The sequence below is a fragment of the Streptomyces sp. NPDC007346 genome (assembly GCF_040703535.1).
Classification (GTDB): Bacteria; Actinomycetota; Actinomycetes; order Streptomycetales; family Streptomycetaceae; genus Streptomyces.
In genome coordinates, this window is the sequence record NZ_JBEYKR010000047.1 from 27,621 (window position 1) to 45,267 (window position 17,647).

General features: G+C 72.6%; 24 protein-coding genes. 1 reads left to right on the top strand and 23 read right to left on the bottom strand.

The window, feature by feature from the left end:
* Positions 1 to 87: 87 nt before the first annotated feature.
* The 7 genes from AB0917_RS14960 to AB0917_RS14990 all read right to left on the bottom strand — a co-directional run bounded on the left by AB0917_RS14960 (position 88) and on the right by AB0917_RS14990 (position 3,801).
* Positions 88 to 255, bottom strand: coding sequence for a pRL2-8 (locus tag AB0917_RS14960; protein ID WP_266429972.1), 168 nt, complete (start codon positions 253 to 255; stop codon positions 88 to 90).
* A 1-nt stretch (position 256) separates the two neighbouring features.
* A complete protein-coding gene (locus tag AB0917_RS14965; RefSeq protein ID WP_366819939.1) occupies positions 257 to 835 on the bottom strand; it encodes a hypothetical protein in 579 nt (192 codons plus the stop codon).
* Between the two features lie 124 nt (positions 836 to 959).
* Entirely contained in the window at positions 960 to 1,244 is a 285-nt protein-coding gene (locus AB0917_RS14970) for a hypothetical protein (protein WP_366819940.1), read from the bottom strand.
* Positions 1,245 to 1,246: 2 nt separating this feature from the next.
* On the bottom strand, positions 1,247 to 1,795 hold the full coding sequence (locus AB0917_RS14975) for a hypothetical protein (RefSeq protein ID WP_366819941.1): 549 nt from the start codon (positions 1,793 to 1,795) through the stop codon (positions 1,247 to 1,249).
* A 22-nt stretch (positions 1,796 to 1,817) separates the two neighbouring features.
* Positions 1,818 to 2,279 carry an RRQRL motif-containing zinc-binding protein gene (locus AB0917_RS14980; protein ID WP_366819942.1) on the bottom strand — a complete coding sequence of 154 codons (462 nt, stop codon included), beginning with the start codon at positions 2,277 to 2,279 and terminating at the stop codon, positions 1,818 to 1,820.
* A 253-nt stretch (positions 2,280 to 2,532) separates the two neighbouring features.
* A complete protein-coding gene (locus tag AB0917_RS14985; RefSeq protein WP_366819943.1) occupies positions 2,533 to 2,946 on the bottom strand; it encodes an NUDIX hydrolase in 414 nt (137 codons plus the stop codon).
* 96 nt (positions 2,947 to 3,042) lie between these two features.
* Positions 3,043 to 3,801 (bottom strand): hypothetical protein, encoded by a 759-nt coding sequence (locus AB0917_RS14990; RefSeq protein ID WP_366819944.1) that lies wholly within the window; start codon positions 3,799 to 3,801, stop codon positions 3,043 to 3,045.
* Between the two features lie 97 nt (positions 3,802 to 3,898).
* Here AB0917_RS14990 and AB0917_RS14995 point away from each other — a divergent pair, with 97 nt between their 5' ends.
* Positions 3,899 to 4,117 carry a hypothetical protein gene (locus AB0917_RS14995; RefSeq protein ID WP_124266615.1) on the top strand — a complete coding sequence of 73 codons (219 nt, stop codon included), beginning with the start codon at positions 3,899 to 3,901 and terminating at the stop codon, positions 4,115 to 4,117.
* Between the two features lie 80 nt (positions 4,118 to 4,197).
* Here the strand turns inward: AB0917_RS14995 and AB0917_RS15000 are convergent, their stop codons facing one another.
* The 16 genes from AB0917_RS15000 to AB0917_RS15075 all read right to left on the bottom strand — a co-directional run bounded on the left by AB0917_RS15000 (position 4,198) and on the right by AB0917_RS15075 (position 17,470).
* Positions 4,198 to 4,695, bottom strand: coding sequence for a hypothetical protein (locus AB0917_RS15000; RefSeq protein WP_366819945.1), 498 nt, complete (start codon positions 4,693 to 4,695; stop codon positions 4,198 to 4,200).
* Positions 4,696 to 4,782: 87 nt separating this feature from the next.
* Complete coding sequence (locus tag AB0917_RS15005) at positions 4,783 to 4,971, bottom strand: hypothetical protein (protein WP_366819946.1); 189 nt, start codon at positions 4,969 to 4,971, stop codon at positions 4,783 to 4,785.
* A gap of 41 nt (positions 4,972 to 5,012) precedes the next feature.
* A complete protein-coding gene (locus tag AB0917_RS15010; RefSeq protein ID WP_366819947.1) occupies positions 5,013 to 7,343 on the bottom strand; it encodes a hypothetical protein in 2,331 nt (776 codons plus the stop codon).
* 84 nt (positions 7,344 to 7,427) lie between these two features.
* The gene (locus tag AB0917_RS15015) at positions 7,428 to 7,880 is read right to left on the bottom strand and encodes a conjugal transfer protein TraB (protein ID WP_366819948.1); all 453 of its coding nucleotides are present in this window, start codon (positions 7,878 to 7,880) and stop codon (positions 7,428 to 7,430) included.
* A 19-nt stretch (positions 7,881 to 7,899) separates the two neighbouring features.
* Entirely contained in the window at positions 7,900 to 10,734 is a 2,835-nt protein-coding gene (locus AB0917_RS15020) for a hypothetical protein (RefSeq protein ID WP_366819949.1), read from the bottom strand.
* 123 nt (positions 10,735 to 10,857) lie between these two features.
* Positions 10,858 to 11,061 (bottom strand): hypothetical protein, encoded by a 204-nt coding sequence (locus AB0917_RS15025; RefSeq protein ID WP_364969462.1) that lies wholly within the window; start codon positions 11,059 to 11,061, stop codon positions 10,858 to 10,860.
* Positions 11,058 to 11,606 (bottom strand): hypothetical protein, encoded by a 549-nt coding sequence (locus tag AB0917_RS15030; protein WP_366819950.1) that lies wholly within the window; start codon positions 11,604 to 11,606, stop codon positions 11,058 to 11,060. Before AB0917_RS15030 ends, AB0917_RS15025 begins: the two co-directional genes overlap by 4 nt.
* Positions 11,607 to 11,741: 135 nt before the next feature.
* Entirely contained in the window at positions 11,742 to 11,903 is a 162-nt protein-coding gene (locus AB0917_RS15035) for a hypothetical protein (RefSeq protein ID WP_366819951.1), read from the bottom strand.
* Between the two features lie 33 nt (positions 11,904 to 11,936).
* Positions 11,937 to 13,808, bottom strand: a complete 1,872-nt coding sequence (locus AB0917_RS15040; protein ID WP_366819952.1) for a DUF2637 domain-containing protein — start codon at positions 13,806 to 13,808, stop codon at positions 11,937 to 11,939.
* A gap of 245 nt (positions 13,809 to 14,053) precedes the next feature.
* Complete coding sequence (locus AB0917_RS15045; protein ID WP_366819953.1) at positions 14,054 to 14,413, bottom strand: hypothetical protein; 360 nt, start codon at positions 14,411 to 14,413, stop codon at positions 14,054 to 14,056.
* A 113-nt stretch (positions 14,414 to 14,526) separates the two neighbouring features.
* Positions 14,527 to 14,853, bottom strand: a complete 327-nt coding sequence (locus tag AB0917_RS15050; protein WP_366819954.1) for a hypothetical protein — start codon at positions 14,851 to 14,853, stop codon at positions 14,527 to 14,529.
* A gap of 125 nt (positions 14,854 to 14,978) precedes the next feature.
* Positions 14,979 to 15,539, bottom strand: coding sequence for a hypothetical protein (locus AB0917_RS15055; protein WP_366819955.1), 561 nt, complete (start codon positions 15,537 to 15,539; stop codon positions 14,979 to 14,981).
* 126 nt (positions 15,540 to 15,665) lie between these two features.
* Entirely contained in the window at positions 15,666 to 15,935 is a 270-nt protein-coding gene (locus AB0917_RS15060) for a hypothetical protein (protein WP_366819956.1), read from the bottom strand.
* The gene (locus AB0917_RS15065; protein WP_366819957.1) at positions 15,932 to 16,114 is read right to left on the bottom strand and encodes a hypothetical protein; all 183 of its coding nucleotides are present in this window, start codon (positions 16,112 to 16,114) and stop codon (positions 15,932 to 15,934) included. Before AB0917_RS15065 ends, AB0917_RS15060 begins: the two co-directional genes overlap by 4 nt.
* Before the next feature lie 307 nt (positions 16,115 to 16,421).
* Positions 16,422 to 16,919 (bottom strand): hypothetical protein, encoded by a 498-nt coding sequence (locus tag AB0917_RS15070; RefSeq protein ID WP_366819958.1) that lies wholly within the window; start codon positions 16,917 to 16,919, stop codon positions 16,422 to 16,424.
* Positions 16,916 to 17,470, bottom strand: coding sequence for a WhiB family transcriptional regulator (locus tag AB0917_RS15075; protein WP_366819959.1), 555 nt, complete (start codon positions 17,468 to 17,470; stop codon positions 16,916 to 16,918). Before AB0917_RS15075 ends, AB0917_RS15070 begins: the two co-directional genes overlap by 4 nt.
* Positions 17,471 to 17,647 lie beyond the last annotated feature (177 nt).

The window sequence follows — 17,647 nt, forward strand, 5'->3', positions numbered from 1 at the left end:
TCCTCAGGAGAAGGGGTGCCAGGCAGCGCGGGATCGGGGCGCTGCCCGGCGTGGTGGGGAGTAGGACGGCGGCGTTGTGCGGCGCCGTCAGCGGACGATCATGTGGTCGGGGTGGCCGTTGATCATGTGGTCCACGCACTGCGGGCAGTCCTCACGCGGGCCGAGCCCCGCGTGGGCCTCACGGCTGGCGTACGCGTGGAACCAGCACTGCCGGCACTCCCGGCGGGGCGGATTCGTCGCCTTCTCGCTCGCCATCTCAGCGGGCACCGGGGCGCGTGGCGAGCCAGGTAGTGACGGCGGCCGCGCCGATCCCGACAGCACGGTGGAGCGCGGCGTCCAGCTCCATCCACGCGCTGCCCGGCCCGTTCACCTCCCGGGTGAGCGTGCCCTCGTCGTCGAGGCGGACCGCCTGGCAGTGCTCGATGTAGCCGGTCTTCTTGGTCTTCTTCGCCAGCCACAGAAGAACAGCACCGCGGTCGATCGCGGCGTGAGTTCCGGCGTTGATGGCCGCTCCGGCGAGGAGAGCGGCCGGGGCGACCCGGTAGCCGAACGCCCGGGTGACGCCGATCGTCGCGGCCAGCTGCACGGCGGTGTACGAGGCGACGTGGCAGGCGACCGCGCGCCTGCCGAGGGTGCTGGTGGTCATGGTCGGCCGGGTGGAGTCCGGCGCGGCGGGGGTGCCGTCGGCGTGGACCAGGTCCTCGCCGTACAGCCGCTTCCGGGACGCGGTCTTGCTGCCCTGGGCCCAGTGGTCGCAGGCGGGATGCAGTTCACCGAAGGTCGCCAGGAGGGTCGCGAAGAGGGCCAGGCGCTCGGTGGTGAGGCGGTGGGGCATGCTGGTGGGTCTCCTGATCTCGGATACGGGTGAAGGGGTGCGGGGGCGGCCGGCCTCTTTGCCGATGCTGCGGCCGACCCCCGGTGCGTCTCCGCCCCGGCCTGTGCGGCCGGGGCGGAGGTGTTCAGAACGGTTCCTCGTCCGGCCAGGCCGGGACGGGCAGGAGCCGGATGCGGAGCTCGCGCCGCTCGGACCAGCAGCCGCACGCCTCCATCTCCGGGAACGGCCCGCCGGTCCACCAGCCGCCCGCGCCCCGGCAGTCGGGGCAGGAGCGGCGGGCGACGGGCGTGAGGTGGATGCGGTGCCGGTCGGCGTACAGCCGCCAGCGGTTGGCTTTGAGGACGGCGGCGGCCGCGAAGACCGTGACGGGCACGGCGGCCGCGACCAGCAGGGCGGTTCGGGCGCGCATGGTCAGGGCCGGCGGAAGGGCTGGACCATGAATCGGATGCCCTGCCCGTCGCTGGTGGGCGCCGTGGTGAGGAAGCCGGGTTCGGTCTGCACGAGGGACTCCAGCAGCGCCTTGATCCAGTGGGTGGGGCGCTGGATGTCGACGCGCAGTGCGTTGAAGTCGGCGAGGTGCACCGGGTGCGGCGCCTTGCCGTAGCGGTGGCGCCACAGCCGGGAGCGGACGAGTTCGACGGCCTCGGGGTCCTCGGGCCGGGCGGGCACACCGCGTGGCATCGCCCGGCAGGTCGTCGCGTGTGCGTTGGCGGCCTTGGCTGCTTCCGTCTCCGACATCCGGTTGTGCGCGGTGGTCTCGTCCGCGCGGTAGGTGCAGCCCAGGCACGCGGCGGCGTAGTACGCGGTGCCGCGGTCGGCGGCGGCGGTGTAGACGAGGACGGTCGCGCCCTCCAGCGCCCGGTAGCGCTGAGAGACGAGCGTTCCCTCCGGCGTCCAGGTCTCGGGCGCGTCGACGGGAGGGAGGGCGGGGGCGGGGCGGGTGAACAGGCTGCTGAGCATGGCGGTCTCCTTCTGGAGGGGTTCAGGCGGCGAGCCGGTGGGCGACCGGGGCCGTGGAGGTGAAGTAGGTGTCGGGGCTGGGCTCGTAGCCCTTGTCGCAGGGGTCGCAGCGCCCCTGGGTGCGCAGCGGCAGGCAGAAGTAATAGCGGCGCCGGCAGTCCGGGCATGTGGACCTCGCGGCCATGGCCCGGTCCAGCGCTTCTTCCTGCGCGAGCGTCGGCGTGCGCTTCGGCCGGGCGAGTTCCACGCTGTAGAGCCAGGCCCGGGTGGGATGGATGCACGCCTGGCCGGGCCGGTAGGAGCACCCCTTGCAGCGCAGGACCGCGACGGGGCCGTGCCCGCCGGGGCTCAGTCCGCGGTCGCGTAACTGCCTGCGGGTGACCAGGCCCTCGGGGCAGGAGCGCCGGTCGAACTCCTCGAGCATCGCGTCGCTGCGCGGCACCTTCGTGATCTCGCGGCGGCGCTTCTTCCGGGGGCGTGGCATCACCGGTTCCAGGTACCGGGGAGGCGGCGCTGGGGCAGCGGGTAGCGGGGGCCGGGGCGCTGCGGGCGGGGCCGGCCGACCCTGCGACGCGGGCGGGGGATGAGCACGGGTTGTCCTCCAACGGGTTGATGGCGGGCAGTGCTGCGCCCCACCGGCGAAGAGCGACGGCGGGGCGTGGGGTGTGGCAGGTGGCCGGGCGGCCTGTCCGGTCCTCACCCCCGGGAGCAGGGTGAGGACCGGGCGGGCGGCCGGGTCAGCGCGTGGTGGCGGCGAGGATGGCGGCGTGGTCGAACGCCAGGTCCGGGAGTGCGGTCAGGGGCCACCAGCGGGCGTCGGCCGCGTCGTCCAGGGCGGTGGGTGCGGTGAGCTCGGGGAGGGTCGCGGTGTAGGCGACGGTGACGTACCGGCCTCGCGGGTCGCGGCCCGGAGCATCGAACGCGCCGACCTGCCGCAGGGCGTCGGCGGCGACGGGGATGCCGGTCTCTTCCTCCAGCTCGCGCACGGCGGCCTGGAGGGACGCCTCCCCGGCGTCGACGTGACCACCCGGAAGGGCCCAGGATCCGGCGTGGGGGTCCCAGCGGCGCTGGATGAGCAGGACGTGGCCGGCGGCGAGGAGGACGACGTCGGCGGTGTAGCGGATCGTCTCGTCGCGGGTTTCGACGGTCATGGTGTGGGTCCCTTCTCGGTGGTTCAGGCCGGTCGGCCTGTCCGGTCCTCGCCCACCCGGGTGCGGGTGGGCGAGGGCCAGGCGGAGCGACCGGAATCAGTCCCGGAAGGGGCAGTTGCTGTGCCGGTCGGCGGCCGGGGCGGGCAGGTGGATGTGGACGTCGGGCCGGGCGGGGGGCGTCGCGGGGTGGGCCGGGTGGCCGACGGTGCGGCGCAGGGTCAGCCCGTGCAGTGCGACGGCGGACAGGAGCGTCCAGGCGAGGACCGCCAGGGCGACCGCGACGGTGCGGCTGGTGTCCGGGGTGGCCGTCCAGACCATGAACACCGTGGCCGCGCCCCAGCCGGTCCACATCGCCCGCAGGGCGTTGCTCCGGGTGAAGTAGCCGAGGACCAGAGCGGCGATGCCGGTGGCCAGCCACAGCGTGTAGACGGTGGAGGCGGCGATCGGGAGGCCGGCGGAGTGCTGGGCGATGTAGGTGCGGACCGGCTGGTCGACGATGGCGAGCACGCTGTCGGAGGTGTCGACGCCGACCTGCACCGTCGGCACCATGGTGAGCAGCTGGTGGAGCGCCTGGAGGACGGCTTCACCGGCGGCAAGGACCGCCAGCAGGACGAAGGACGCTGCGGTCAGCATCAGGACGGCCCGGATCCAGGGCGCCATGTGCCGCAGCCCGTCCTGGGGGACGTTGAGGATGTCCATCCACATCAGGTTCAGGACGCCGTCGTCCTCCCACGCCTTGTCCCACCAGGTGCGCAGCGCCGCGAGTACGGATTCCTTGGGCGGTGTCTTCGGGAAGGGCACGGGGAGGTGGGCGAGGTCCTGGCGCTCGGTGCGGGGGGCGTTGTCGTTCTGCATGGGGCAACTCCTTGTTGGTGATGCGGGGTTCACGGAGCGTGCGAGTGGGCCAAGCTGTGAGCGACGGAATCGGCAGAGGGTGAAGGGGGCGGCTGCGATGGGGTGGTTCACCCGGGATGAGCCGGTGGAGATCGTCTTCGACCAGGTCGTGGACACGGACGGGACGATCTGGCCCGCGTTCACCGACGACGACGGTGTGCTGTGGCTCGACGTGGAAGAGGACGTCGAGGTGACGATCGACCGGGCGATCGTGGACGGGCAGATCCGGGACGCTGAGGTCGATGACTACGGCCGGATCTGGATCGACTACGACTGACCGGTGAGGCCGGACGGCCTGTCCCGCACCCGAGGCCCGGCTGGCGGGCGGTGTCGGATGCGAGGCAGGGCGTCCGGAGTTCAGCGGACGTCGTTGCGGGTGCGGGAGAACATCCCGCGCTGGTTGCTGGTGTTGTTGATCTGCGTGTTCTGCACGACCGGGCCCTCGTAGACCGTCTTGGACACCGACTGGCGGGCCTTGCTGACCGCGCCGCCGATGGCGGTGGCGACCATGGCGAGGCCCGCGAACGGCAGGGTCACCATCAGGACGCCGTAGAGCGTGACGGAGGCCAGGCCCTGGAGTACGAGCCAGGCCCCGCAGCCGATGCCGGTGATGCCCGCGCCGACGCCGATGGAGGCGACCGCGATCCCGGCCGCCCAGGCCGGGACGATCCGCTTGTCGTCCTGATGGACGGGCGGGGTGTCGCCGTACGCGGGCGGCGGTGTGGGGTCGCGGAAGGACGTCGGGAAGTGCCGTACGGGCGGCGTCTCGGGCTGGAAGGACTGGGTGATGATCCGCTCGGCTTCGGCCCTGGCTTCGGCGTCGGTGAGCGGGCGGGTGATGGGCTCGAAGTCCACGGTGATCTCCGGTTCGAGGGGGGGAAGCGGGGCGCCCTCCCCGCCGGGTGGGCGGGGAGGGCGCAGAGGGGCGGGGATTGGGGCTGGTCAGAAGCTTCCGATCCAGCCGGTGAGGGAGGAGACGGCGCTGTTGACCGTGGGGGCGATGCCGGTGCCGGCGAGGAAGAAGCCGAACAGCAGGACGGCGGTGCCCGGCAGGATCCGCTGGTAGCCGGTGCGCACGAGGATGACGACGATGATGCCGAGCAGGACGACCAGGGAGATCGACAGGGCCACGGTTCGTTTCCTTCGGTGAGTTGGGGTGTCAGGGGTGCGGGTCAGCTGTCGGTGAGCTGCCAGACGCCGCGCTTGCGCGTGGTGGCCAGGCCCTTCGCCTTGAGCTGGGAGCAGGCGTTGCTGACGCTGGAAGGCTGGAAGTCCGGCAGCGCGGCGCGCAGGTCCTTGAGCGGCTTGGGCCCGTCGGCGAGGAGGTCGAGGATCTGGTCCTGGAGGCCGGGCTCCTCGCCGGGGTCGTTGTCGAGGCCGAACGGGATGTCCGCGAACGGCGCCCCGAAGGGGGCAGGTGCGGGGGCTTCGCCGCCGCCGTCACCGTCGGTGCCGGTGCCGGTGCCGGGTGCGGGAGCCGGGGTGCTGGCTGCTGGGGTGCTGCCGGGTGCATCGGAGAAGGCCTGGGCGAGGGTGTCGCAGTCGGCGTACGGGTTGGTGTGCCGCAAGTCGTAGAGGCCGACCTTGACCTGCGCGGCCTCCGCCTCGCCCCGGGTGAGTCCGTTCGCCGGTTCCTCGCCGTACAGGGCGATCAGATCGGGGTAGACCCCGTCGACCTTCTGGGCGAAGAAGGTGCGCATGAACTTCGCCCGGCCGTCCAGGAACATGTACGCCATCCCGGCCGTGCTCTCGCCGTCCTCGTCGTCCTGGCCGGAGAACAGCGCTTCGATCTGCCCGTTCTCGTAGATCCGGGCGGGGATGTTCTCCATCTGGAAACCGGCCGGGGCGATGCCGTCCAGGCCCATCTCCTTGGTGGACGAACTCGCGGTCCGCATGAGGAACAGCGCGCCGACCTTGCCCTGCTGGCGGATCGCGTCGTCGTCACCGAGGTCCTTGAGATGCAGGGACTGCACGGCGAGCCGGATACCGATGCCGACCTTCCGGCCGGTCTTCTGGATGTCAGCGATGAGGTAGGCGGTGGCCTTGCGCATCGCTTCGTCCGGGTGGGACAGCAGCCGGTTGATCTCGTCCAGCGTGATGTTGATGAGCGGCCACGGCTTGCCCAGCGCGAAGTCGCCGCGCCCCATCTCGTTGGACAGCCGCTCGCGGTACTTCATGACCGCGTGCGCGGCCGTGAGCATCAGCAGTGTTTCGACCGGGCCCTTGGCGAACCAGTCGACCCTGCCCTCCGCCTCGGGGAGGGACATGCCGCCCTGGACGTCGCCGACCCAGGAGACGACGCCGGAGCGCTTCTCCCCGGCGAGGATCAGGTTCTGCAGCACGCTCTTGCCTGCGCCGGTGACGCCGGCGGTGATACCGCGCAGCGCGCCCTGGCCCGGTTCCCACAGGCGCATCCGGGCGGGCTTGCCGTCGTGGCAGACACCGATGGTGATGCGCCCCTTGTCGTCCATCGTCAGGTCTTCGACGGTGGCCTTGCGGACCTTCATCAGCGGGTTCGACTTGTAGATCGATACAACACCCATGCGAATTCCATCCGTTTCAATCACGAGGCGGGAGGGGTCGTCGATGCCGAAGGCGGAGCAGATCGCCGTGTGCGGCAGGTAGATCGTCTTGCCCGGCGGGGAGGCGACCAGGAGGACGATGCGGTCCTTCTCGGTCCGGTGCTCGATCAGGCCGACGCCGGGGGCGGCCTTGCCCGGGGCGGCCACCGAGGTCTCCCACAGCCCGCGGATGCCTTCGGCCACGGCCTCGGTGTCCTCCGAGGTCGGGCGGGCGACCAGCCGCATCCGGCCAGGCCCCGAGCCCTGCACCGGGCGCATCTTCACCGTGCCGAGGGGGAAGTCGAACGCGGCGGCCAGCTGCACCTCGGTGAAGGTGGGGACGGCCTTCCCGGCCTGGGCGACGACGACGGCTTCGAAGTCCGGCCGGTCAGCCCGGTACGGGGCGATGGAGACGAGCCGGGTGCCGTCGCCGGTGGCCTGCGCCCACTTCGCGGCGAGGAACTCGGTGTACGTCAGCTCCCGGACAGGACCGGTGCCGGTGCCGGTCGGTGTCTGGTGCTCGGTGAGCTCCAGGACCAGGCCGGCGCTGCGCGTGAGCGGCGCCATCCAGCCCATCAGCCCGGCCCAGGCGGCGGCGTCGACGACCTCCCACCAGTTGAACCCCGGGGTGATCAGGTTCGCCACGTAGGTGCCGGCGGCCGTGAGGAACGGGATCGCGCGCTGCGCCCGGGTGATGGCGCCCAGGCCTTGGCCCTGGTCGGTGTTCTTCGTCTTCGCGTACAGCCAGGCCAGGGTGCCCAGTCCGATGCCGCCGGAGGCGAGGTAGGACCAGGCGCTGTCGTCCAGCTGCGGGCCGACGGCCATCCCGGCGGCGGCGAGAGCGTAGGAGGTGCGTTCGGCCAGGACGCGCCGGTAGATGACGTGGCCCGGGACTCGCTTGGTGGTGTCGACGGCCGGTGCCGCCTGGTCGATGGTGCTCAACACAGCCTCCATTCGGGGGCAGGCGCAGTACGGGGCCGCGCCCGGTGTGGGTGCGGCCCCGTGCTGCGGGGGTGGTGGGTTGGGTTAGTTGCGGCGGCCGGTGCGCCGGTAGAAGCCGGGCTTGGCCTGCTGGACTCCGGAGCCGTTAGAGGCTTCGTAGCCGGGGCGGTACTCGCTCTCGTGGGCGTTGTTGAAGCCGCGGGCGTCGTTGTCGACGGAGTCGGCGGCGTTCACCATGTCGCCGGAGGCCTCCGCGACGCCGGTGAGGGCGGTGGAGACGTCCTCGATCATCGAGGTGAAGCGAGGCTCGACTTCGGCCTGGCCGCACATCTCCGACAGCCGCAGGGCCGCCTTGGAGTTGGCCCGCATGTGGGAGCGGAGCAGGTGCATGCCCTCCTTGAGGAAGAGGGCGGAGGCGGCGAGCTTCGCGGTCCGGCCCGCGAGGGCGAGGAACCCGAGGCCGCCGCCGCCCGTACCGCCGGTGCTGCTGGCGACGCCGTGGTTCATGCCCGGGATGGCCGGGAGGTTGTCGCTCACGTGCTGATCTCCTCTCAGTTCAGTTCTGGTTGTGGACGCGGGCGGCGGGTACGGCCAGGCCGGTGTCCTCGGTGGCCTGCTGGAGCGGCCGGTAAGCGTCGAACATGGCATTCTCCGCGCTCTCGGACAGCTCGGCGGCCGTCAGGGACTTGGTGGCCATCTCGTCGGCCTTGCGGGCCAGCACCTCCATGGACTCCGCGAGCTTCGCCATCGCGGCGCCGGTCAGGCGGCCGATGACGTTGTGCGTGGAGCGCAGGTCGGCGGCCAGGTCCTCCAGCTCGTACCGGATCTGCCTCGCCTTGGCAGAGAGCTTGTTGCAGGTCTCGTGCGCCTTGAACGACTGCGCGGTGAGCTCCTCGAGGACGTCGAGGGAGTCGTCGAGGGTCACCTCCGTCTGGTGCTGGGCGTCCATGTCCGCGATGCCGCCGCTGCCCCACTGGGCCAGCCAGCTGTCGCGGGTGTCGGGGGCAGTGCTCACGCTGTTCTCCTTCGTGCTCGGGTTGGCGGCGGGGTCGCCCGCGCCGGACGCCGCCGGGCTGGGCTCGGGAGTATCGGCCCGTTCGACCGTGATGGGCCCGGCCTGGGCCGGGACCGCCGTCGCCAGGCCCATCGCCTGGAACGGCGTCAGGCGCGGCTGACCGGTGCCCGGCACCGTGCCCCCGCCCACCGAGGTCGGAGCCGTACTGGGTGCGGCAGGTGTGACGGGCGCAGATGCCGGGGCCGGTGCGGCCGCCGCAGGGCCGGGCGGTCCCGGCTGGGGCGGTGCGGTGGGGCCGGTGACCACGGCGGCGGCCGGAGCCGGTGGGGTCGCCGGAGGGCTGGGCGGCACCGGCGGTACCGGCGGCGCGGGCGGGGTGGGGACGGTGGTTCCGGTCGCCGGGGCGGGGACCGTGGTGGTGTGCATCCGGGCGCGTTTGCGGGCTCGTGCCTTGGCCGTGGACCAGGGCGTGCGGCGGGCCGGTGCCTTCGCGGCCGGACCCGACGGTGCCTTTCCAGCGGGACCGGAGGGCGTCTTCGCAGCGGGGCCGGCGGGCTTGGTGCTGCCGGGCTTAGTGGTCTTGGTCTTGGGGCCGGACTTCTTCTTCGACTTCCTGACCTTGACCTTCGTCACGATGGGCGGGCCCATCTTCTTGCGGCGGCGTTTGAGCCGCTTCTCGGCGGTCTCGTGCACGGCCTCACCGAAGGTGGTCCGGCCCCGGGCGGCGGACTTCATCGCCCCGAGGACCTTGCGGCTGTACTCCTTCTTGAATCGGCGGCAGGCGCGGCAGCGGCAGTCCTGCTTCACCGATGACGCGAACGTGCCGTGCGCGATGCCCGGCGTCAGTACTTGCTTCTTGCCCTTGCGGGACTTCCCGCCCGGCGCCTTGGGCACCGAGGCCGGGCCGGTCCCGCCCTTGCCGGAGCGGGGCTTGCTCTTCTTTCCGCCGCCGCGCTTGCTGCCGGGCGCCGTGGTGCCCGAGCCGCTGCCGCCCTTCCTCTTCGGCTTCGTTTTCGGGCCGGTGCCGGGGGTGGTGGTGCCGGGCTTCTTGCGCAGGATCCCGGCCGGGCCGGTCGTCCCGCGCGGCGACTTCTTCGTGCCGCTCTTGGGGCCGGCCCCGGTTCCCTTGCCGGTACCGGGCTTGTTCGGCGTCGCCCCGGGCGCGGTCTTCCCACCCGCACCCTTGCCAGGGCCTGTTCCCTTCGTGGGGCCGGTGCCCTTCGTGGTGGGGGCCTTCGTGGTCGGCGTGGTCTTCCCGCCCGTGCCCTTACCGGTTCCCGTCCCGGAGCCCGGTCCGTGCTTCTTCTTCGGACCGCCGGACGAGCCGCCTCCGGCCCCGGTGCTGCCGGGGCCGCGCTTGCGGTTCAAGAGCGAGCCGCCAGAGGACCCGGACCCGCCGCCGGGGCCGCGGTTCTTCCCGCCGCCACCGCCGCCGTTGTTCGGGCCTTTGCCGGAGCCGGAACCCCCCGACCCACCCGAGCCGGAGCCCGCACCGGGGTTGCGGTTCTTCTTGAGGCTGTGGCCGCCGCCCTGCGAGTTGCGCTTGAGCGGGGTGATCCCGGAGCCGCTCTTGGAGGGCGAGTTGGTGCGGCCGCCGCCACCCGAGCCGGAGCCGTTCTTGGTGGGGGAGTTGGTGCGGCCGCCGCCCGAGCTGGAGCCCGAACCGCCGCCCGGACCGCGTCCGCGCCCGCCTCCGGCACCGCTGCCAGAGCCGCTGGGTGACTTGGTCGTCGACCCGCCGCGCCCCCGGCCTCCCGAGCCGCTGAGCGACCCGCTGCCGCCCCGCCCGGACCTGCCCGGACCACCGCCGCCGGACCGCCCTGACGAGCCGCCAGGACCGCTCTGGAGGGCTTTACGGCCGTACTCGGGCCCGGACGGCACGGGCTTCTTCGCACCGTCCTTGGAGGCGCCGTCCTTGCCGCTGCTCGCGGTCTTCGCGACCGCCTCACGCTGCTCCCGGCTGGCCCGGCTCGTCGCAATGCTGGAGTGAATCCCGCGCATCGCCGCGAGGGACACCGCGAGGACCGCCGCCAGGGACAGCGACCCCAGACCCGGAGGCGGTGCCGCCTGCGCACCCTCCGAACGGAAGGTTGCCGGGACCGCCGCGCCCACTGCAGCGGGGCCCGCAGCGGCCCCCGGCCCGGCGGCGAACGGGGCCCCCTGACCCGGGTCCGGAAGGGCCGCGAGGACACCCATCGGGTCGGTCCGTGTCGCGAGTGCAAACGGCTCCGAGGTGTCCGGGGAGGGGTCTGCGGGAGCCGCGAACGGGACATCGGCGGGGACCTGCGCGGAGGGTTCGGCCGGGGGGGCGGCGGGGGCGGTGTAGCCCACGCGGGGGAAGTTGATCACGTTGTTGGGGCCGTCGTCGTCGGCCATGACGTCTCCCTCTCGGAGTTGACAGACGGTCACCGCCTGGGGCACCCTCGCGCGCGCACGACACGCGCGCGCCTTAGGGTGCTCCAGGCGGCGGGGAGGAGGCGGTGATGAAGAAGAACTTCGTCACCCTCCGTTGTGCTTGTAGAAGTCGTGCAGCGCCTGGGTGAGCGCGGGCCACAGGTTCGGCTTCCCGTCGCGTTCGGCCTGGCGGGCCAGGGTCCGGCACGCGTCGTACCAGACCCCGGCCCGCTCCTGGTCGCTCCGGGCTTCCGCGATCCGCGCGTTCCAGTGCTTCGCACGGTTTTGCGTCTGCCGAGGCGTCGTCACCCCTGTTCTCCCTTCGCGAAGTAGTCGTTGATCGTGCTGGTCGGCCGCTCACCACCGGCCGCCATCGGCCACTGCCCGAAGGGGCTCTCCGGGGCCACGAACTCCGCCGGCCTCGCCTGCGGAACCGTGCCCGCAGGCTGCTCCTGGGGGGTGTTGAGCGCGGTCACCGTCTTGTTCAGCGAGCTCGCGACGGCCGCGCCGACGGCGGCCTGGCGGCCGTTCTTGCGGTCCAGCTTCTTGGCCTCCGCGACCGCCCGGCGCTGCGGGAGCTCCAGGACCTCGTTGACGTAGGTCGCGTACAGGGCCTCCGCCTTGCTCGCGGCCTCGCCGGACGCCTTCTGCATGGCCCTGAGCTGCCGCGACACCTTCCAGGCGCGCAGCCTCTTGGCCATCCAGCGGTCGCCCTCGATCGGCGTCTGCTCCAGGCGGCGGCGCACGATGTCCGCGATCTGCCCGTACTGCTGGGCGTCACGGACGTGCTGGTCGCGGACGGTCGCGGTGAAGGCCCGCAGGCCCTCATCCGTGAACAGTGCGTTGATATCCATGAGGGGGATCTCCTTCTCGGGGCGGGGGGCGGTCTGGGAGGCTCTGTCGTGGCGTTTCGGCGCCTTCACCGGTCCCCGAGGCGCTTGCTTCGCCTCGGGGACCGGTGGAACCGTCGAACAGCTCGTTTGCGCAGGTCAGCGCCGCTTACGCGGGAGCAGACGCGGGTGGCACCACCAGCAGGCGGGACCGTGGTCGTAGAGGCTGCGGGAGTGGGCCAGCAGGAACGGCGTGGCCAGGATCGTGATGAGGGCGATCAGGCTGAGGACCAGGCCGATCGCGTACTCCAGGGCGCTCATGGTGAGTTCCTTTCCGATGGGTGAATGCGCAGGTCACTGCTCCGGGACGTAGCCGTCAGCGAGCAGCTGGGCTGCCTCCTTGCGGTACTCGGAGGCAGTGCCGGGCGAGGTGACCGCCAGCTCGCGCTGGATGTCGGCGAGCGGCAGCCGCTCGGCGTCTCCGCCGACCGCGAGGATCATCCGGGCGACCTTGCGGATCGACCGCTCGCGCGGCTTGAGCTTCGCGGCGAACTCGGCTTCGACCGCAGCCAGCTCGGTTTCGGCAGCGGCCCGCCGCGTTTCGGCAGCAGCCCGCAGGGCTTCGGCAGCCTCCTCCTTGGCCCGCGCGGCGTCGGCGAGAACGACCTCCGCCTGCCGCTGCTCCTCCGCCTCCAGGCGCGCCGTTTCGGCAGCGGCCCGCCGCGTTTCGGCAGCAGCGGCTTCGATTTCGGCAGCGGCCCGATCTGCTTCGGCAGCAGCCCTGCGAGCTTCGGCGATGGCCTGGGTCTCGATGGCCTGCGCCTCCGCCACGGCGACCCGGTCGGCCTCCGCAGCTTCCTTCCGCTTCTGAGCCGCCCGGTGCTCCAGCCCGGCCGCTTCCAGGTCGGTGGCGGCCGCCGCCTTGCGGGCCAGAGCGATCCGCTCGGTCTCGATCGCCCCGGCCTCCGCAGCGGCGACCGCATCCGCCTCGGCCGCCGCCTTGCGCTGCTCGGCGGCCTTGCGCTCCAGGCCGGCCTTCTCCAGGTCGGCGGCGGCCGCGGCCCTGCGTTCCTCGGCCTCCTGGCGCTCCGCCTCCGCCTCGCGGGCGCGGGCTTCGGCGACCACCGCGTTCTCCAGCGCCTTCTGCTCCAGCTCGGCCGCCTTCTCCGCCGCGCTGACCTGGGCTCGGGCGTGGGCGCGGGCCTGACCGGTCTGGCCGTCGACCTCGGCCTGGACCAGCTCCACCTTGCCCTTGGCGCGCAGCCGCTCGGCTGCGGACTCCGCCTGGGCGACCTCGCTGCGCGTCTCCGCGTCCAGGCGGCGGCGCTCGGCCTCCTCCGCACGCTCCTGAGCTGCCTGGTCCTGCTGGTCGGGCATGGCCAGGGCCTGGGCGACGGTGTAGCCGTACGGCGCCATCTTCATCGGCAGCAGCTCGTCCTCGGACGCCTGGGAGATGTCACCGTCGTACTTGCGCTTGAGCCACTGCTCGTACGCGATGAGCTCCTGATCTCGGCGGGTCATCTCCGGGTAGGAGGTGACGCCCCACAGCCGCATCCGGCGGAAGATCCGGGACGTCGCGACCGGGGCGAGGACCCAGCGGAGCCACGGGATCGAATCGCGTTCGGCCTGGTCAGGCCGGACAACGCGGTCGATCGACGTGCGGCCCAGCTCCACCACCATGATGAAGAGGACCGGGACGACGCCGTGCGCGCCGGCTGCGACGTAGTCCAGGAACTGCCACGCCCGCTCCTTGGGGGCGCCGGACGCGGCGTTGAGGACGACGGTCGCGGCGGTCAGCAGCCACACCGGGTAGCGAATCCAGCTGATGGGGCGCTTGAGCCAGGCCATCAGCAGGTCGACCGCGATCATCACCATGATGCCGACATCGATGCCGACCGCGAACAGCTGGCCCTTGCCCAGCGAGCCAAAGCGCAGCTCCTCGTGAGCAAACTGGGCGACGTGCTCGAAGGACAGGTACAGGCCGATAGCCGCGAGCGCGAGCGCGAACGCGACGATCGCTCCGGCCGTCCACTTCTGAGTGCCGGTCAGCCTTGCGGGGGAGGTGTTCGTTCCGGTTCCGCTTTCCGTCTCCGAAACGAACTCGTCCGCCTCCGAAACGGGATCGGCCGTCCGCGAAACCGGCGCGGGTGCTCCCGAAACGACAGCCGGTGCAGCCGTCTCGGGGTCGGGCTCGGCCGCGGTTCGCGGCCAGTCAGTGATCGTCATGAGGTCCTCCGAAGGGGGTCATTCAGGCGTGCGCGAAACGGCGGGGGCCGCTCCTGAAACGCGGTGAGGCGTTCCCGAAACGGCCGGTTGGGCGGGCGGCTGCTTGCGAACCGGACACCCGCTCTACCCGCTCCGGCCGCCCAAGAGGGCCGGCGGTCCGGGAGGCGGGCGGGCGTGCTCGCGAAACGGCGCGGGGCGGGCACGAAACCGGGAAGGGCTCCCGCCGGGCGGGCGCGAAACCGGCGTCAGCTCTCGGGAAGCTGGGCGCCGTGCCGCCGAAGGTCGGCGGTGGCGATGCCGAAGTGACGGCACCGGTCGATCAGCGGCCGGAGCTTGTCGCCGGCGGTGAGTGCCTGCGGCGAGCCGACGCCGTGCCGCTGCTGGGTGGCGAGCAGTTCGTTGATCGCGGTCGCGGTGCTGGCGGCGTGCCGCTCGGAGCGGCCCTCGCCCACCCACTCGTCTGTGATAGCGGGGAGGGTGGTGCGCCAGCTGCCGTCGTAGTCCTCCGGGTCGATCGGCGGGATGTCGCTGCCGAAGATCGCGAACGCGGTGGCCTGGGCGGCGGCTTCCGTGCCGGGCTGGAGCGGGGTGATCGTCGTGGCCATGGGGGCCTCCCTCGACTGTCGGTCCGGGCTGTCCGGCTCCCCGTCACCGCGAACCGCCTCGGACGCCTTGTGGTCCGAGGCGGTTCGCGGATCAGGCAACCGGCAGGCCGACGTCACCAGCCGTTGAGGAACGCTTCGTAGGCAGGCCAGCCGAGCCAGGCGGCCTCCGCGTGCTGCCGGGCGTCCTGCGCTCCGCGCCGGTGGATACCGGCGGCGATGGTGTGGCCCTTGCGGGCCAGCTCGGCGGCCAGGCTCTGCTGCCCGGCCGCCGACGCCTGCCACGCTTCGGCCTCGGCCTGCATCTCACGGTGGGTGTAGGGCGGCGGGGGCGGCGGGGCGATCTCCCCGATCACCAGGTAGCTGTCCAGGGTGGCGGCGCTCCAGGTGGCGGGGTCGCCGTGCTGGTCGCGGAAGGCGTCGGTCGTGAGCGTGCGCGTCATTGCGTACTCCTCAGCAAGGTGGGTTCAGCAGACGGTTGGAGCGGGTGGGGCTGTCCGGCTCCCCTCGGCCCTGCCCGTACCGGCGCGCGGCCGGGGCGGGCAGGGGAGGCAGCGGGCAGACCGGGTCAGGCGGCTGTCCGCTCGAAGCCCGGGGTGCCGGGTCCGTAGGTGCGGGCGAACAGAGCCCCGGCGGTGAACAAGATCCGGATGTCCGCAGGGACGCGGTGCAGACGCTCCGACCAGGGGCTGAACCGTGCGGTCGAGCTGCCGGTGAGTGCCTGGATGAGCAGGTCAAGGATGGCCTGGGCGATGTCGCGGGTGTCGGGGTCGCCGTACGCGGTCCCTACGGTGCGGCCCAGCGCGGTCACGGCGGTGACCGGGCCGGAGGCGGAGCCCTCTTCGCGGAGGTAGTCCAGGAGCTGCCGGAGCATGGTCTCGGTGGTCGCGTTGTCGTCGGCCGGGGCGAGCGAAGCAGTCGACATCGTCCAGGTGCGGGTCCAGCCGAACGAGTTGAGCAGGCCTGAGGCGGTCTCCAGGTGGCGGGCGACCGCCTCGCCGGTGGACTGCTCGCCGGAGTTGCCGGTCCAGAACGGCCGGTGGAAGGTGCAGGCGAGCTGCGCCGCCTGCTCCAGCATCTGCGTAGTGATGACCACGGGAACTGCTGCGGTGGGAAGTGTCTGGGCCATGAATGTGTCCTCGCTCTATCTGGTGGTCCGGGCTGTCCGGCTTCCGTCATCGCTGAGCCCCGCCCGGTGACGCGCACGGAGCGCGGCCGGGCGGGGCTCAGCGGATCGTGCGTCTGCGGGCCGCCTTCAGGCCGCCAGCTGGCGGGGCGGGCGGAGGCAGGTGGCGGCGTGCTCCTGGGCGAACTGCTTGGTCGTCACGAGCGTCCAGGCGTACTCGCCGCAGCCGGTGCAGTCGCTGCTGAGGCTGCCGTCGGTGTCCCGGTAGATGTGCACGTCAGCCCCGGCCTCGGTGGGGAGGCTGGTCAGGAGGACGGGTGCGGGCGGCGGGCTGTACGCGGCTTCCGTCCCGGTGGTGAGACCGACCGGGGCCGAAGTGAAGGTGGAGGTGACAGTCATGAGGTGCCTCTCGTACGGAGGTGGGTGAGGTAGGCGTCCTGCAGGCGGGTGAACCGCTCCCAGAGCGGGGCGCCGTCCGGACAGCCGGGCAGGGTGGTGGTGCAGGTGCCGCAGTCGGCGGAGTGCTCCGCCCAGACGCGGTGGGCGCCCATGTAGCGGACGTGGAGCTCATCGGCCACCGGGGGTCCGATCTGTGCGGGCCGAGACGTGGATCGTGTGTACGGGGTAGCCGCGGTCCCACGCCTGGGCCGCCGCCGTTGAGGCGGCCGCCAGAAGCAGGCGGGTGACCGGGTGGGCCAGGCCGTACGCGGTGAGAGCCCGGACCGCGAGATGCTGCGCGGTCCGGGCTGCGCGTATGAGGGACACAGCAGCGCTACTTCTTGCCGCCGCCGCACTGGCACGGCTCGTGCCGCACGCCCTGAATCTGCTTGCCGTCCGCGCCGCTCGAATTGACGACGACGAGGCGGGGCGGGTGTCCGCAGCTGCTCACCGGGCCACCCCCGTACCGCCGCACGGGCCGCAGGACTGCCAGTGCTGCCGGGACACCCCGTCGGAGCTGGTGTCGACGACCTTCCCGCCCGCCCCCTCGCAACTGCCGCACGCTGCGCCTGCCACCGGCCCGGCCGGAGCGGTCGGGGTGAAGGTCAGCGGCGCCACCAGCCTCAGTACCGGCTGGCGCTTCATGCCGGGGTCCATCTCCTGGAGCGTGCGGGGGGTCTGACGGCCCATCGAGCGCGCGCGGCGGTCGCCGTCGACGACCAGCTGCCGTACGAGCCGGTGGTAGTGGTCGGTCTCGTCCCGCTCCGGGCCCTTTTCGTTGTCGGCGTCCTCCATGTCGCCGTAGAGGCCGGCCGAGGGAGCACGGTCCAGCTCGTGGCGGGGGAGCCGCGGCGAGGCACCGCACGAGCAGGTCTCGAAGTTGCCACGGCAGTTCGGGCAGGTGCCGGTGGCCGACGGGCGGGTGAGGAGGGCTGCGGTGGTCATGCCGCCACCCCCCAACCGGCGCGCGCCCGGCGGGCGGTACGGGCCTGGACGATGTTCAGGTTGAGCGCCCGGATACCGGCGTTCTGCTCCTGCTGGACGATGGCCGGCGGGATGCGCTTCCCGTCCCGCGTACGCTCGGTGGAGCTGGTGGCCAGGGCGTGCCGCCGGGCCATCAGGTCGTCGAGCAGGCTGCCCTCGGTGTCCCGGTCGGCAGCGACCGCGACGGCCAGGCGTACGGCGTGGGCGTCACGGGCGGCGGCCAGCTCGGGGCCGGTCAGCCCGCCGCGTACGATCTCGTCGGCGTCCGGGTCGCCCTCGCCGTTACGGAGGGCGAGTTCCTCGCACGCGGCGCGAACCGGGCAGGCCGCGCAGGTGCGGAGCGCAGCGGTACGGCGCGGAGCCCACTCGATGTCCGTCTCGCCGTCGCCGCGGAAGAAGGCGTCGGTGTCCGTGTCCGTGCCGGTGCAGGCCGCACCGGCGTCGACCGCCGCCTGGAGCACACCCCGGCGCAGGTGCCGGGCCGTGATGGATGTCATCCTGGTGGTACGCATGGGGTCCTTCCCGTAGAAGGTCGTGTGCGAAGACGCACCCCCGGGGCCTGAGAACGCCGGGGGTGCGTCGCGGGGCCGGTGCGGGCACCACGAAGCTCATCAGGCCGACCACCACCGCCAGCGACACCCCCATCAGCACGCACGGGTAGATCAGCGCGGTACGCGCCTTGTGCTGCT

Bases quoted from the DNA above. Each gene is read 5' to 3' on its own strand.
- AB0917_RS14960 (WP_266429972.1), bottom strand. From the start codon at position 255: ATGGCGAGCGAGAAGGCGACGAATCCGCCCCGCCGGGAGTGCCGGCAG.
- AB0917_RS14965 (WP_366819939.1), bottom strand. From the start codon at position 835: ATGCCCCACCGCCTCACCACCGAGCGCCTGGCCCTCTTCGCGACCCTC.
- AB0917_RS14970 (WP_366819940.1), bottom strand. From the start codon at position 1,244: ATGCGCGCCCGAACCGCCCTGCTGGTCGCGGCCGCCGTGCCCGTCACG.
- AB0917_RS14975 (WP_366819941.1), bottom strand. From the start codon at position 1,795: ATGCTCAGCAGCCTGTTCACCCGCCCCGCCCCCGCCCTCCCTCCCGTC.
- AB0917_RS14980 (WP_366819942.1), bottom strand. From the start codon at position 2,279: ATGCCACGCCCCCGGAAGAAGCGCCGCCGCGAGATCACGAAGGTGCCG.
- AB0917_RS14985 (WP_366819943.1), bottom strand. From the start codon at position 2,946: ATGACCGTCGAAACCCGCGACGAGACGATCCGCTACACCGCCGACGTC.
- AB0917_RS14990 (WP_366819944.1), bottom strand. From the start codon at position 3,801: ATGCAGAACGACAACGCCCCCCGCACCGAGCGCCAGGACCTCGCCCAC.
- AB0917_RS14995 (WP_124266615.1), top strand. From the start codon at position 3,899: ATGGGGTGGTTCACCCGGGATGAGCCGGTGGAGATCGTCTTCGACCAG.
- AB0917_RS15020 (WP_366819949.1), bottom strand. From the start codon at position 10,734: ATGGCCGACGACGACGGCCCCAACAACGTGATCAACTTCCCCCGCGTG.
- AB0917_RS15030 (WP_366819950.1), bottom strand. From the start codon at position 11,606: ATGGATATCAACGCACTGTTCACGGATGAGGGCCTGCGGGCCTTCACC.
- AB0917_RS15035 (WP_366819951.1), bottom strand. From the start codon at position 11,903: ATGAGCGCCCTGGAGTACGCGATCGGCCTGGTCCTCAGCCTGATCGCC.
- AB0917_RS15040 (WP_366819952.1), bottom strand. From the start codon at position 13,808: ATGACGATCACTGACTGGCCGCGAACCGCGGCCGAGCCCGACCCCGAG.
- AB0917_RS15045 (WP_366819953.1), bottom strand. From the start codon at position 14,413: ATGGCCACGACGATCACCCCGCTCCAGCCCGGCACGGAAGCCGCCGCC.
- AB0917_RS15050 (WP_366819954.1), bottom strand. From the start codon at position 14,853: ATGACGCGCACGCTCACGACCGACGCCTTCCGCGACCAGCACGGCGAC.
- AB0917_RS15055 (WP_366819955.1), bottom strand. From the start codon at position 15,539: ATGGCCCAGACACTTCCCACCGCAGCAGTTCCCGTGGTCATCACTACG.
- AB0917_RS15060 (WP_366819956.1), bottom strand. From the start codon at position 15,935: ATGACTGTCACCTCCACCTTCACTTCGGCCCCGGTCGGTCTCACCACC.
- AB0917_RS15070 (WP_366819958.1), bottom strand. From the start codon at position 16,919: ATGACCACCGCAGCCCTCCTCACCCGCCCGTCGGCCACCGGCACCTGC.
- AB0917_RS15075 (WP_366819959.1), bottom strand. From the start codon at position 17,470: ATGCGTACCACCAGGATGACATCCATCACGGCCCGGCACCTGCGCCGG.